A 14808-nucleotide genomic window follows, 5' to 3' on the forward strand; every position below is an offset into this window, starting at 1 on the left:
ATCAAGGCTTAGCTGATTGGCGGCACCGAGCTGGGCGGCACATCCGAGTCGTCCTCATGCACCTCGATCAGACCCTTGCCGACGTGCGAATGGCTGCGGCTGTAGCCAAAGTAGATGACCAGACCGATGGCGCCCCAGATGGGCAGCACCAGCTTGGCCACCAGCGGCAGGTTGAGGTAGAGGCCCAGCGTTCCGGCAATGGCCAGCGGGGCGACGATCCAGATCAGCGGCGTCTTGAACGGACGGCGACGGTTCGGATCGGTCTTGCGCAGGACCAGAACCGCGATGGCCACCATGAAGAAGGCAAACAGCGTACCGGAGTTGGAGATGTCCGCCAGTTGACCGACCGGGAAGAAGGCGGCCGCAATGGCGACGAAGATACCGGTGAAGATGGTGACCTTCCACGGCGTCTTCCACTTCGGGTGCACATCGGCCAGCTTTTCCGGCAGCAGGCCATCGCGGGCCATGACGAAGAAGATGCGCGTCTGGCCATAGATCATCATCAGGATAACCGACGGCAGGGCGATCGAGGCCGCCAAACCGACCAGATTGCCGACCTGAGCGAAGCCGTTGATGCGCAGAACCTCGGCCAGAGCTTCGCGCGAACAAACAATGGGGGCATTCCCCGCCGCCGCCAGTTCCTTACAGTGGGCCGCAAAGGCCGCCGAATCGGGTGACAGGACGACACCGGCGGCGTCACGCAGGGGCTGAGCGCCGACCGTGCCGATCACACCGGCGGCGACCAGCAGGTAGAAGATGGTGCAGATGGCCAGCGACCCGATCAGGCCGATGGGGACATTGCGCTGCGGGTTCTTGGTTTCTTCGGCGGCGGTCGAAACCGCATCGAAGCCGACATAGGCGAAGAAGATTGAGGCGGCGGCCCCGATGACCCCCAGACCGTCATGGCCGAACAGACCCGTCGGCATCAGGGGCGTGAAATTCTCGCCTTTGAGCAGCGGCAGGCTGAGGACGATGAAGGCCGTCAGCGCCGTCACCTTGATCACCACCAGAATGGCATTGACCATGGCGCTTTCGGACGTCCCCATGACCAGCAACCACGTCACCAGCCCCGCCACGATGATGGCCGGCAGGTTGACGATACCGTGGCTGAAGTCGGCGACCGGCATATAGCCGTTCATCGACCAGGCCGGCCCGTTACTGAGGAGTTCCGGCAACGCAAACCCCGTCGCGTGTTCGATCAGCCCCATAATATAGCCGGACCAGCCAACGCAGACGGCAGACGCGGCCACCGCGTATTCGAGAATGAGGGCCCAGCCGACCATCCAGGCCAGCAGTTCGCCCATCACCGCATAGGTGTAGGTATAGGCCGAACCCGACACCGGCACCATCGAAGCCAGTTCGGAATAGCAGAGCGCGGCCACCGCACAGACAAAACCGGCCACGATAAAAGAAAGCATCATCCCCGGACCGGCCTTCTGAGCCGCCGCTGCCGTCAGGACGAAGATACCCGTCCCGATGATCGCCCCAATCCCCAGCATGGTGAGCTGGAAAGCGCCCAGCGAGCGATGCAGAGACTTCTTTTCTGCGGTCGCCAGGATCGCATCCAATGGCTTAATGCGCCAAGTGTTCATTTGTCACCCTTTGATGAACTCTGATCTGGTCGGGACCATCCCCTGAGGATTATCCAGACCCCCCTATCTTTTTTACTGACTTCCGTTGATGCGAAGCCGAAGGTTTTGAGCCTATAATGCAAAAGTTCACTCTGCAACCAAGTTCACGCCACAGGCTTAACCATTCTGTCACGAAGTGCCACAGTGCGTGATCCAAATGCCTCTATCCGGACCCTTATGACCGCTGACCCCCCTATCCGTTTGTTCGTTGCCCCCGTCACGCCGCTACAGCAGAACTGCACCGTCGTGTGGTGCACGAAAACGCAGAAAGCCGCCGTGATCGACCCCGGCGGCGATATCGAGCCGGTGCTGTCCGAAATAAAGCGACGCGGCCTGACGGTTGAGAAAATCTGGGTGACGCACGGCCACGCCGACCACGCGGGCGGGACGGAGGCTTTGCATGAGGCGACGGGCGCGCCCATCGAAGGCCCGCACGAGGACGACCGCTTCTGGATCGAACGCATCCCGGAAGACGCCAAACGCTGGGGGATTTACGACGCCCGAAGCTTCGAGCCGACGCGCTGGCTCACGCACGGCGACACGGTGACCCTGGGCGAAACCGAATGGCAGGTGATCCACTGCCCCGGCCATACGCCGGGCCACGTCATCTTCTACCACCCCGAAAGCCAGTTCGCCCAGGTGGGGGATATTCTGTTTCGCGGCTCGATCGGGCGCACCGACTTTCCGCGCGGCAACCATGCCGACCTGATCAACGCCATCACCACGCGGCTTTGGCCGCTGGGCGATGTGCAGTTCGTCTGCGGGCACGGCCCGATGTCGAGCTTCGCCGCCGAACGCGCCCACAATCCGTTTGTCGGCGACCGGGTGATCGCGCAGTCGGCCCCCAATCGCTCGGGGCCGGGCTAACAAAAAAACCCCGCCGAAGCGGGGCTTTCGAGGTTTAGCCTTTGAGTAGCGGCACCAGCTTCTGGGCGATGCCCATGTCGCCGATGATCTTCAGCTTGCCCTGCATGAAGGCCATCATCGGATCGAGCTGGCCCTGCGCCAGCGCCTTCAGGTTGTCGATGGAGACGACGACCGTAGTATCGGCGGGGCCGTCTTCGTTGGAGACGACGTTCGGCACATTGGCGGCATTGATCAGGATCTTGCCATCGTCACCGAAGTCGAGCTTGACGATCTTGCCCAGACCGGAGTTTTCGCCCACGGCGGCGGTGATTTTTTGCGTAATGGCGGCCAGATCGGACATGGTCATTTCCTCTGAGTGTGTGTAAGGCGCTTGAGTTGACGCCGTCGGGCTTGACCTTAACGGCAATTTTTTCAGACACAAGCGTGACCAAGCGTCAGGTCGCGGTAAATTTTTCGGGATAAGTCCATGCGTAGCTTTGAGGCGGTCATAATCGGGGCCGGTGCCGCCGGATTGATGTGCGGCATCGAAGCGGCAAAGCGCGGTCGCAAGGTGGTCGTCATCGACCATGCGCGGGCCCCGGCGGAGAAGATCCGCATTTCCGGCGGCGGGCGTTGCAACTTTACGCACCTTGAGGCCGCGCCCAAACACTATCTGTCGCAAAACCCGCATTTCTGCAAATCGGCGCTCAAGCGCTTCGGACCGTGGGATTTTCTCGACCGCGTCATCGCCCACAATATCCCCTATCATCACAAGACCGAAGGCCAGTTGTTCTGCGACAACTCGGCCAAAGACATTATCGACATGCTGCTGGGCGATCTGCGCGCCCACGGCGGCGAACTGTGGCTGCAAAGCCCGGTGCAGGGGCTCGACAAGACGCCAGAGGGGTTTCGCCTCTCCCTGCCGGATGGCGTGATCGAGACGACGAAGCTGGTGCTGGCCACGGGTGGTCTGTCGATCCCCAAGATGGGGGCGACGGGCTTTGCCTATGAGGTGGCGCAACGCTTCGGGCATGGGCTGATTGCCCCGCGTGCGGGCCTTGTGCCCTTTACGCTGGGCGGACAAAAACTCGATTATATTTCAGGACTTTCCGGCGTCTCTCTTCAGGCACGCGCCCGCATCGGCAAGACGGTGTTTGAGGACGGATTCCTGTTTACCCACCGCGGCCTGTCGGGGCCGGCCATGTTGCAGATTTCGTCCTTCTGGACACCGGGACAGACGGTGGAAATCGACCTCCTGCCGGGTACCGACGCTTTGGCCGTTTTGAAGGAGCGCCGCCAATCCACGCCGCGCCAGCATATCGGCAATGTCCTGCCCGACCTCGTGCCGGCGCGCCTGAGTGAACGCATTCTGGAGGCCACGATCATCGCCCCTGAGACTCGCATTGCCGACCTTTCGGACAAGCGCTTAAGCGCGCTGACGGCCCTGATGCAGCCGTGGGCGCTGATCCCCGACGGCACCGAAGGTTACCGCACCGCCGAGGTGACCGTGGGGGGGATTGACACCCGGCAAATCTCTTCGCAAACCATGGAAAGTCTGCTCTGTCCCGGCCTGTACGTTATTGGCGAAGCGCTGGATGTTACGGGTTGGCTGGGCGGCTATAATTTCCAGTGGGCCTGGTCATCAGGCTGGGCGGCGGGGCAAGCCATATGACATCACTCCTGTTTCGCGATCGCAACGCCGCTCATTCAGGCCGGGTCAGCTTTATCGAGCTGTTCTTCGATCTGGTTTTTGTGTTCGCTATCACGCAGTTATCGCATTCGCTTCTGGCTCATTTCACCCCAAGAGGCGCGCTGGAAACGGGGTTTCTGCTGCTCGCCGTATGGTGGGTATGGATCTATACCTCGTGGGTGACCAACTGGATGAATCCCGAAAGCGGGCCGGTTCGGGTCATGCTGTTCGTTCTGATGCTGGTCGGGCTTGGACTGACAACCTCTCTGCCGCAGGCCTTTTCCAGCCCGACCCACGGACTGATCTTCGCCGGCTGCTACGTGGCCATGCAGGTGGGGCGGTCGCTGTTCATGGCTATCAATGTGCGCGCCCATAGTCATGAAAACCATCTGAATTTTATTCGCATTACGACGTGGTTCGTGGTGTCGGGTGCCTTCTGGATAGGGGGCGCATTCAGTCACGGCGACGCCCGGCTGGGTCTGTGGGCGATAGCTCTTCTGATCGAATATATCGGGCCGCGCGCCTTTTACTGGGTGCCGGGTATTGGCAAGTCGTCATTTGAAACCTGGGACGTCGATGGCGAACATCTGGCCGAACGCTGCGGCTTATTTGTTATCATCGCCCTCGGCGAGTCGATCCTCGTCATGGGGGCCAGCTTTGCAAAGGAAGCCCTGTCCATTGATACCACCCTCGCCTTCCTGCAATCCTTTATCACCTGTATCGCTATGTGGTGGCTCTATTTTGGCATCACGGCCAGTAAGGCCAGCCATAAGATCGCCACGGCGGAGTTGCCCGGCGAACTGGCGCAGGTCGCCTATACCTATGTCCATCTGTTATTGGTTGCGGGGATTATACTGACGGCCGTCGGTGACGAGCACGTTCTTCTGCATCCGCATGAAGCGGCGGGGGTTGTCAATATGACGTCGATCCTTGGCGGCCCCGCCCTCTACCTCCTTGGTAACCTGCTGTTTATCCGCGTTACGAGCGGTCAGTGGGCCCCCTTACATGTGCTAGGGATCGTTATGCTCATCGCTACAGGCGGTTGCGCCTGTTACGGAGCCTTGGCGCTGAACGCGCTGGGTCTGGCCTTTGCCAGCGCCGCCGTTATGGTTGTCGTGTCGCTTGTTGAGCCGTGCCTTTACCGACAGTTGAAGCCGTCTGCCCGCCTTCACGCCGAATGATTCTTATAGAAGTAGGACGGCGGACAGGCGTCGTCATCACCGCACAATAAAGGCCAGACTGACCAGCCAGGCCATACCCCCTAAAGTACCGCTCCATAGCGCAATCTGGACAGCCACCTGCATCATGGCCTTGCGGCGCTGCTCAGCATTCTCAAAACGCTTTTTCCGATACTGTTTATCGGCCTGCATACAGTTCATCGGGAGCCTCCTTCCAGATAGAACAGGTCTTCGACACGACAATCGAGCACCTCGGCCATTTTGAGCGCCAGCAGGGTCGAAGGCACGAAGACCTCGTTTTCAATGGTATTGATTGTCTTGCGCGATACACCGGCCATCACGGCCAGATCGGCCTGCGTCAGATTGCGGGCTGAACGGATATCTTTCAGCCGGTTTTTAAGCCTCACTTCGTGCATTGGGCCCTATCCCCGGTAAAGCCAGGCATAGATAAACGAATTGAGCGTGACCCCCGTTGCCAACAGTAGCGGCAGGACGACGCGGGCATCCACCTGAGTAAAGAAGGTCGCCGCATAGACGGCGGCGACCGCCAGTAACAACCCCCAATATCCCCCTTGATAGGCGTATCTTGTGACATGGGCGGTGCGCTCATCATCGATCAGTCGCGTCACCTGTCGGTTGCGTCGCAACCACGCCATCTGCACGAACACGCCCCCCAGACTTATCGCCCAGATCGGCCAGCTGAGTGTCTGGATGAGGCTCCACTCTTGCGGGGACCAGCCGAGGAGGCCGGTCTGGTTTAAACCTTGCGAACCGATCCACGCAAAATAGGCAACACCATTAATGGCCAGCAACAAACGCCGCCAGAGTCTCTGTCTTTCGGCCTGCTCAATCCGCTTTTCGTTATCCACGTCGGTCGCCTTAGAAATATAACCCATAGGTTACATGTAACCCATGGGTGACATATCGTCAAGAACCGAAAAAAGCCTCCGGAGCGAACCCCGGAGGCTTTTTTGTTTCGGGGTCGAGGGGTCGAGACCCCTCGCCTTTCATTCCTTACTACTCGGCCGCAGGGCCTTCGAGCAGGACTTCCGCCGGCAGCGGCTCCATCGTCTCTTCGCGCTGATGGGCCAAAGCCTCGTCGCGCTTCATGGCGATGCGTTGCAGGCGGCGCAGATAGGCGCCGGTGCCGACCGGGATCAGACGGCCGACGATGACGTTTTCCTTCAGGCCGTCGAGGGTGTCGATCTTGCCCTGCACCGAGGCTTCGGTCAGGACGCGCGTCGTTTCCTGGAATGAAGCGGCCGAGAAGAAGCTCTTGGTGTTGAGCGAGGCCTTGGTGATACCGAGCAGGACCGGGGCCGTGAGGGCCGGACGACCGCCACGCTTTTCGGCCTTGAGGTTCTCGGCTTCCACTTCGCCCTTGTCGAGCTGATCGCCCTTGATGAGGCCGGTATCGCCGGGCTCCAGAATTTCGACCTTTTGCAGCATCTGACGGACCACGACTTCGATGTGCTTGTCGTTGATCGGCACGCCCTGCAGACGATAGACCTCCTGCACCTCGTTGACGAGGTATTCGGCCAGCGCCTCAACGCCCTGAATACGCAGCAGATCGTGCGGATCCGGGTTGCCGTCGATGATGTAGTCGCCCTTTTGGATGATATCGCCGTCGTGGACGGAGATATGCTTGCCCTTCGGGATCAGGAATTCGACGGGTTCGCCACCGTCCTCCGGGGTGATCTTGATGCGGCGCTTGTTCTTGTAGTCGCGACCGAATTCGACGCGGCCATCCATTTCGGCGATGACGGCGCAATCCTTCGGACGGCGGGCTTCGAACAGTTCGGCGACGCGCGGCAGACCGCCGGTGATGTCGCGGGTCTTGGCACCTTCGGTCGGGATACGGGCGATGATTTCACCCGGACGGACCTCGTCGCCATTGCCGACGGATAGAATGGCCCCGACCGGCAGCAGGTAGCGGGCTTCGGCCCCGTTCGACAGACGCTTATAGGCGCCGCTGTCATCAACCAGACCGAGGGTCGGACGCAGATCCGCCGCGCGCGAAGAGGCGCGGAAGTCGGTGACGACGCGGTTGGTGATGCCGGTGGCTTCGTCGGTTTCCTCGCGGACCGATTGACCTTCGGTCAGATCTTCGAAGCGGATCTTACCGCCGACTTCGGTGATGATCGGGGTGGTATAGGGGTCCCACTCCGCCAGACGCTGGCCCTTCTTGACCTCGGTGCCCTCTTCGACGCGCAGACGCGAGCCGTAGGGCACCTTGTAGGTTTCGCGATCCTTGCCATCGTGATGGATGGTGATGATCAGGTTGCGCGACATGGAGATCAGGTCGCCGTGCGAGCCACGGACGGTCGGAGCCGCCGACAGCTTGATCACGCCGTCCGACGTCGTCTCATAGAAGGACTGCTCGGCCACCTGAGCCGTACCGCCGATGTGGAAGGTACGCATGGTGAGCTGGGTGCCCGGTTCACCGATCGACTGCGCGGCGATGACGCCGACCGCTTCACCCATATTGACGCGGGTGCCGCGGGCCAGGTCACGACCGTAGCAGGCGGCGCAGGTGCCCTGTTCGGCCTCACAGGTGAGGACCGAGCGCACCTTGACCGACTGAACGCCGGAAGCTTCGATCTGATCGACGACGTTTTCATCGACATAGGTGTCGGCCGACACCACGACTTCGCCCGAAGCGACGTCCTTGATGTCTTCGGCCGTGGTGCGACCAAGGACGCGCGCGCCCAGAGACACCAGCACGTCACCGCCTTCGACGACGGCGCGCATGGTGATGCCCTTGGTCGTGCCGCAGTCCTCTTCCATGATGATGCAGTCCTGAGCCACGTCCACGAGACGACGGGTCAGGTAACCGGAGTTCGCCGTCTTCAGAGCCGTATCGGCCAGACCCTTACGCGCACCGTGGGTCGAGTTGAAGTATTCAAGAACGGTCAGGCCTTCCTTGAAGTTCGAGATGATCGGCGTTTCGATGATCGAACCGTCCGGCTTGGCCATCAGGCCGCGCATCCCGCCGAGCTGCTTCATCTGGGCCTGCGAACCGCGGGCACCGGAGTTGGCCATCATGTAGATCGAGTTGATCTCCTTTTCACGGCCATCGTCGGTCTTCAGCTTGCGGCTGATTTCCTTCATCATCTCGTCCGACACGCGGTCGGTCGCCTTGGACCAGGCGTCAACCACCTTGTTGTACTTCTCACCCTTGGTGATCAGACCGTCGGCGTATTGCTGCTCGTATTCTTCCACCAGCTTGCGCGTCTCTTCGACGATGCCGTGCTTGGTTTCGGGGATAACGATGTCGTCCTTACCGAACGAGATACCGGCGCGGGCAGCTTCCTTGAAGCCCAGAGCCATCATCTGGTCGGCGAAGATCACCGTCGCCTTCTGACCGCAGTGGCGATAGACCACGTCGATCAGGTTACCGATTTCCTTCTTGGTCAGGTTCTTTTCCAGAACGCGGACGCCGATGGAAGCGTGCAGCGGCAGCAGGGCAGCGATCTTCATGCGGCCCGGCGTCGTGTCGATGACGCGGGTGCGCTGAACGCCGTCCGGGTCCACTTCGGTGAAGCGGCACTTGACCTTGGCGTGCATGGAAACGACACCGGCGTCGAGCGCCGACTGGATTTCGTTGAGGTCGGCGAAGATCATGCCTTCACCCAGCTCACCGTCCTTGACCAGCGACAGGTAGTAGAGACCCAGCACGATGTCCTGCGACGGCACGATGATCGGCTTGCCGTTAGCGGGGCTGAGGATGTTGTTGGTGGACATCATCAGCACGCGCGCTTCAAGCTGCGCTTCGAGCGACAGGGGCACGTGGACGGCCATCTGGTCGCCGTCGAAGTCGGCGTTGAAGGCCGAACAGACGAGCGGGTGCAGACGGATCGCCTTGCCTTCGATCAGCTTCGGTTCAAAGGCCTGAATGCCGAGGCGGTGCAGGGTCGGGGCGCGGTTGAGCAGGACCGGGTGTTCACGGATGACCTCTTCGAGGATGTCCCACACCTGCGGCTGCTCGCGCTCGACCATGCGCTTGGACTGCTTGACGGTGCCCGACAGGCCCTTGGCGTCGAGTCGCGCATAGATGAAGGGCTTGAACAGTTCCAGCGCCATCTTCTTGGGCAGGCCGCATTCGTGCAGCTTCAGTTCCGGACCGACGGTGATAACCGAACGACCGGAATAGTCCACGCGCTTACCAAGCAGGTTCTGACGGAAGCGACCCTGCTTACCCTTCAGCATGTCGGCCAGCGACTTCAGCGGACGCTTGTTGGCACCTGTGATGACGCGACCGCGACGGCCGTTGTCAAACAGGGCATCGACCGATTCCTGCAACATCCGCTTTTCATTGCGGATGATGATGTCCGGCGCGCGCAGTTCCATCAGGCGCTTCAGACGGTTGTTGCGGTTGATGACGCGGCGATAGAGGTCGTTGAGGTCAGAGGTGGCGAAACGGCCACCGTCCAGCGGCACCAGCGGGCGCAGTTCCGGCGGGATGACCGGCACGACCGTCAGCACCATCCATTCCGGACGGTTGCCGGATTCGATGAAGTTTTCGATCAGCTTGAGGCGCTTGGAGGCCTTCTTGGCCTTCATTTCCGACGGATTGTCGGCCAGTTCGGCACGCAGCTTGTCGGCGACCTCGTTGAGGTCCATCGACATCAGCATGTTGCGGATGGCTTCGGCCCCGATTTCAGCGGTGAAGCTGTCGTCGCCGAACTCTTCCTGATAGCGATAGTACTCGTCTTCGCTGAGCAGCGAGTTGAGCTTCAGCGGCGTCAGGCCCGGCTCGGTGACGATGTAGTTTTCGAAGTACAGAACGCGCTCAACGTCCTTCAGCGCCATGTCGAGGAACATGGCGATGCGCGAGGGCAGCGACTTCAGGAACCAGATGTGCGCAACCGGCGACGCCAGCTCGATATGGCCCATGCGTTCACGGCGAACGCGCGACAGGGTCACTTCGACGCCGCACTTTTCGCAGATAATGCCCTTGTACTTCATGCGCTTGTACTTGCCGCACAGGCATTCGTAGTCCTTGGTCGGACCGAAGATACGGGCGCAGAACAGGCCGTCACGTTCCGGCTTGAACGTGCGGTAGTTGATGGTTTCCGGCTTCTTGATCTCACCGAACGACCACGACAGGATCTTTTCGGGCGAGGCCAAGGTGATGCGGATCTGGTCGAAGGTCGGGGCGACCTGGACCGGATTGAAGATATTGAGGACTTCCTGGTTCATATGAATTCCAGCTTTCCGTCATTAGAACTTAGTGGGCAGCGATGCGGGAGAAGGCCCCCTCCACCACTTCGTGGTTCCCCTCCCCCGCTACGCAGGGGAGGAGCTTAGGCGAAGGTCAGGACTATCCCTGCCCGTTTTCCAGTTCCACGTTCAGACCCAACGAACGCATTTCCTTGATCAGGACGTTGAAGCTTTCCGGGATACCGGCTTCGAAGCTGTCGTCGCCGCGGACGATGGCTTCGTACACCTTGGTCCGGCCGGCCACGTCGTCCGACTTCACGGTCAGCATTTCCTGCAGGGTATAGGCGGCACCATAGGCTTCCAGAGCCCAGACCTCCATTTCCCCGAAGCGCTGACCGCCGAACTGCGCCTTACCGCCCAGCGGCTGCTGGGTGACGAGCGAGTATGGCCCTATGGAGCGTGCGTGGATCTTGTCATCGACGAGGTGGTGCAGCTTCAGCATGTAGATGATGCCGACGGTGACCGGACGCTTGAACTGCTCACCCGTCAGACCATCGTACAGGATCGACTGACCCGAACGATCGAGACCGGCAAACTCAAGCATGTTCTCGATGTCGTTGATGTGCGCACCGTCGAAAACCGGGGTCGCGATCGGCACGCCGCGCGCGAGGTTTTTCGCCAGTTCGATCAGCTCTTCTTCCGTTTCCGGCAGCTCCTGATCGGCACCGTAAGCGCCCTTCAGGTGGTCGATGAGCGCCTGCTTCTGACCGCCGTTCTGCCACTCTTCGAGCAGGTTGGTGATCTGCTTGCCGATATTAGCGCAGGCCCAGCCGAGGTGGGTTTCGAAGATCTGACCGACGTTCATGCGCGACGGCACGCCCAGCGGGTTCAGCACGATATCGACGTGCTCACCATCGGCGAGGAACGGCATGTCTTCGACCGGGAGGATCTTGGAGATAACCCCCTTGTTGCCGTGACGGCCGGCCATCTTGTCGCCCGGCTGAAGCTTGCGCTTCACGGCCACGAAGACCTTGACCATCTTCATGACGCCCGGCGGCAGTTCGTCGCCGCGTTGCAGCTTTTCGACCTTGTCCTCGAAGCGGCGGTCCAGACGCTTGCGGGCGTCTTCGAACTGGCGCTTCATGGCCTCCAGTTCGCCCATCAGCTTCTCGTCTTCGAGCGCGATCTGCCACCACAGGCCCTTAGAGATTTCGGAGAGCTTCTCTTCGGTGATTTCACCGCGACCCAGACCCTTCGGGCCCGAAACGGCGGTCTGACCGAGGATGACTTCCTTCAGACGGCCATAGATGTTGCGCTCAAGGATCGACAGTTCGTCGTCGCGGTCCTTGCCTAGACGCTCGATTTCGGCGCGCTCGATAGCCATGGCGCGTTCGTCCTTGTCCACACCGTGACGGTTGAAGACGCGGACTTCGACGATGGTACCGGCGACGCCGGGGGGCAGACGGAGCGAGGTGTCGCGCACGTCCGAAGCCTTTTCACCGAAGATGGCGCGCAAAAGCTTTTCTTCCGGCGTCATCGGGCTTTCGCCCTTCGGCGTCACCTTGCCGACGAGGATGTCGCCCGGCTGCACTTCGGCACCGATGGCCACGATACCGGCTTCGTCGAGGTTGCGCAGGGCTTCTTCGCCGACGTTCGGGATGTCGCGGGTGATTTCTTCCGGCCCAAGCTTCGTGTCGCGGGCCATGACTTCAAACTCTTCCAGGTGGATAGAGGTGAAGATGTCGTCGCGCACGATGCGTTCGGAAATCAGGATCGAGTCTTCGAAGTTGTAGCCGTTCCACGGCATGAAGGCGACGAGGACGTTGCGGCCCAGAGCCAGATCGCCGAGGTCGGTCGAAGGGCCGTCCGCGATGATGTCACCGGCCGACACCTTGTCACCCACGTTCACGATCGGACGCTGGTTGATACAGGTGTTCTGGTTCGAGCGCTGGAACTTCGACAGGCGATAGATATCGACGCCCGGCTTGGTGGGATCAAGCTCGTCCGTGGCGCGCACGACGATACGGGTGGCGTCAACCTGCTCGATCACGCCGGTGCGGCGGGCAGCGATGGTCGCCCCGGAGTCGCGGGCGACGACCGATTCCATGCCGGTACCGACGAAGGGCGCATCGGCCTTCACCAGCGGCACGGCCTGACGCTGCATGTTCGAACCCATCAGCGCGCGGTTGGCGTCGTCGTTTTCGAGGAACGGGATCAGGGCCGCGGCGACCGAAACGACCTGCTTCGGCGACACGTCCATATAATCGACGGTCGGAGCCGGTTGCAGACCCGGCTCACCGTTGACACGGCCCGGCACGAGGTCTTCGACAATGCCTTCGCTGCCCAGCTTGATATTGGCCTGAGCGATGACGTGCTTGGACTCTTCCATCGCCGACATATAGACGACTTCGTCCTGCGGCTTGCCGTCGATGACCTTGCGGTACGGGCTTTCGATGAAGCCGTACTTGTTGACGCGGGCGTGGGTGGCCAGCGAGTTGATCAGACCGATGTTCGGGCCTTCCGGCGTTTCAATCGGGCAGATACGGCCATAGTGGGTCGGGTGCACGTCGCGGACTTCGAAGCCCGCGCGTTCGCGCGTCAGACCGCCCGGCCCAAGGGCCGACAGGCGGCGCTTGTGCGTGATTTCCGACAGCGGGTTCGTCTGGTCCATGAACTGCGACAGCTGCGACGAGCCGAAGAATTCACGCACCGCCGCCGCGGCCGGCTTGGCATTGATCAGATCGTGCGGCATGACGGTGTCGATATCGACCGACGACATGCGCTCCTTGATGGCGCGTTCCATGCGCAGTAGGCCGACGCGGTACTGGTTTTCCAGCAGCTCGCCCACCGAACGCACGCGACGGTTACCGAGGTTGTCGATATCGTCGATTTCGCCGCGACCGTCGCGCAGACCGATCAGGATGCGCAGGATCTTCAGAATATCGTCCTTGCGCAGGGTGCGCTCAGAGTCGGCGACGTCCTGCTCAAGGCGCATGTTCATCTTGACGCGGCCCACGGCCGACAGGTCGTAGCGCTCCAGTTCGAAGAACAGGCCTTGGAACATGGCTTCGGCGGCTTCGATCGTGGGCGGCTCGCCCGGACGCATGACGCGGTAGATGTCGAACAGCGCATCTTCGCGCGACGTGTTCTTATCGACGCGCAGCGTATTGCGCAGATAGGCACCCACGGTCACGTGGTCGATATCGAGGACGTCGATGGTGGTGAAGCCCTGCTCTTCCAGTACCTTGATGGCGGCGGGGTCCAGCTCGTCACCGGCTTCGGCGTAGATTTCGCCGGTCTCGAAATTGACCGCGTCGCGCGCCAGATACTTGCCATTCAGGGCGTCCGGCGACAGCAGCAGCGCCTTCACCGTGTCACCCAGCTTCTTGGCGGTACGCGCCGAAATCTTGGTCCCGGCCTGCGCGACCACTTCGCCCGAGTCGGCGTCGATCAGGTCGAATTCCGGCTTCACACCGCGCCAGCGCTCGAACTTGTACGGCGTGACCCAGCCGGCATCGCGCTTCTCATAGGGCACGACGTCGTAGAAGGTGGTGAGGATTTCTTCGCCGTCCATGCCCAGCGCCGACAGGAAGGTCGTGGCGGGCAGCTTGCGGCGGCGGTCGATACGCACATAGACGATGTCCTTGGCGTCGAATTCGAAATCGAGCCACGAACCGCGGTACGGGATGATGCGCGCGCCGAACAGGAGCTTGCCCGACGAATGGGTCTTGCCCTTGTCGTGGTCGAAGAAGACGCCCGGCGAGCGGTGCATCTGCGACACGATCACGCGCTCGGTGCCGTTGACAATAAAGGTGCCCTTGTCCGTCATGAGTGGGATATCGCCCATATAGACGTCCTGCTCCTTGATGTCCTTCACCGAACGGGCACCCGTGTCCTCGTCCGTTTCAAACACGATCAGGCGCAGCTTGACCTTCAGCGGAGCGGCATAGGTGATGTCGCGCTGAATGCACTCTTCGACGTCGTATTTCGGCTCTTCGAACTCGTAAGAGACGTATTCGAGGGTCGCACGCTCGTTGAAGTCCTTGACCGGGAAGACGCTCTTGAACACGGCTTCCAGACCGTCGTCAACGCGCTCCGAAGCGCGGACGAAACGTTGCAGGAATTGTTCGTAGGAGGAGCGCTGAACCTCGATCAGGTTCGGCATACGGATCGCTTCGGGGATTCGGCCAAAAGACTTCCGAATCCGCTTCTTTTCGGTGAACGATAAGGCCATCGTTGTTCCTGTAAAGCGTTTGAGACGCAGTGAATGTGTCGAGAGACCCCGGATGGGGCATTGAGA

10 protein-coding genes are annotated in these 14808 nt (G+C 60.9%); 3 read left to right on the forward strand and 7 right to left on the reverse strand.

Annotation, left to right across the window (positions count from 1 at the left end; all coding sequences use genetic code 11):
• Nucleotides 1-8 precede the first annotated feature (8 nt).
• The gene (locus AACH73_RS15290) at nucleotides 9-1592 is read right to left on the reverse strand and encodes an amino acid permease (protein ID WP_272741972.1); all 1584 of its coding nucleotides are present in this window, start codon (nucleotides 1590-1592) and stop codon (nucleotides 9-11) included.
• Between the two features lie 216 nt (nucleotides 1593-1808).
• Between AACH73_RS15290 and AACH73_RS15295 the strand changes: the two genes are divergently transcribed.
• Nucleotides 1809-2498, forward strand: coding sequence for an MBL fold metallo-hydrolase (locus AACH73_RS15295; protein WP_338735791.1), 690 nt, complete (start codon nucleotides 1809-1811; stop codon nucleotides 2496-2498).
• A 34-nt stretch (nucleotides 2499-2532) separates the two neighbouring features.
• On the opposite strand, the gene AACH73_RS15300 is transcribed toward AACH73_RS15295, so the two are convergent.
• Complete coding sequence (locus AACH73_RS15300; RefSeq protein WP_013480446.1) at nucleotides 2533-2838, reverse strand: SCP2 sterol-binding domain-containing protein; 306 nt, start codon at nucleotides 2836-2838, stop codon at nucleotides 2533-2535.
• A gap of 126 nt (nucleotides 2839-2964) precedes the next feature.
• On the opposite strand from AACH73_RS15300, the gene AACH73_RS15305 reads away from it, so the two are divergent.
• Nucleotides 2965-4149 carry an NAD(P)/FAD-dependent oxidoreductase gene (locus AACH73_RS15305; protein ID WP_338735792.1) on the forward strand — a complete coding sequence of 395 codons (1185 nt, stop codon included), beginning with the start codon at nucleotides 2965-2967 and terminating at the stop codon, nucleotides 4147-4149.
• Nucleotides 4146-5348, forward strand: coding sequence for a low temperature requirement protein A (locus AACH73_RS15310; RefSeq protein WP_338735793.1), 1203 nt, complete (start codon nucleotides 4146-4148; stop codon nucleotides 5346-5348). The genes AACH73_RS15305 and AACH73_RS15310 overlap by 4 nt, the downstream gene beginning before the upstream one ends.
• Before the next feature lie 36 nt (nucleotides 5349-5384).
• On the opposite strand, the gene AACH73_RS15315 is transcribed toward AACH73_RS15310, so the two are convergent.
• The 5 genes from AACH73_RS15315 to rpoB form a co-directional block, all read right to left on the reverse strand.
• Nucleotides 5385-5546: a hypothetical protein gene (locus AACH73_RS15315; protein ID WP_338735794.1), complete on the reverse strand. Its 162-nt coding sequence runs from the start codon at nucleotides 5544-5546 to the stop codon at nucleotides 5385-5387.
• Nucleotides 5543-5761, reverse strand: coding sequence for a helix-turn-helix transcriptional regulator (locus AACH73_RS15320; protein WP_290796768.1), 219 nt, complete (start codon nucleotides 5759-5761; stop codon nucleotides 5543-5545). Before AACH73_RS15320 ends, AACH73_RS15315 begins: the two co-directional genes overlap by 4 nt.
• A 6-nt stretch (nucleotides 5762-5767) precedes the next feature.
• Nucleotides 5768-6241 carry a hypothetical protein gene (locus AACH73_RS15325; RefSeq protein WP_338735795.1) on the reverse strand — a complete coding sequence of 158 codons (474 nt, stop codon included), beginning with the start codon at nucleotides 6239-6241 and terminating at the stop codon, nucleotides 5768-5770.
• A 121-nt stretch (nucleotides 6242-6362) separates the two neighbouring features.
• Nucleotides 6363-10547, reverse strand: coding sequence for a DNA-directed RNA polymerase subunit beta' (gene rpoC, locus AACH73_RS15330; protein ID WP_338735796.1), 4185 nt, complete (start codon nucleotides 10545-10547; stop codon nucleotides 6363-6365).
• A gap of 121 nt (nucleotides 10548-10668) precedes the next feature.
• A complete protein-coding gene (gene rpoB / locus AACH73_RS15335; RefSeq protein ID WP_272741963.1) occupies nucleotides 10669-14742 on the reverse strand; it encodes a DNA-directed RNA polymerase subunit beta in 4074 nt (1357 codons plus the stop codon).
• Nucleotides 14743-14808: the final 66 nt, after the last annotated feature.

The sequence above is a fragment of the Asticcacaulis sp. DW145 genome, assembly GCF_037101385.1.
Lineage (GTDB): Bacteria > Pseudomonadota > Alphaproteobacteria > Caulobacterales > Caulobacteraceae > Asticcacaulis > Asticcacaulis currens.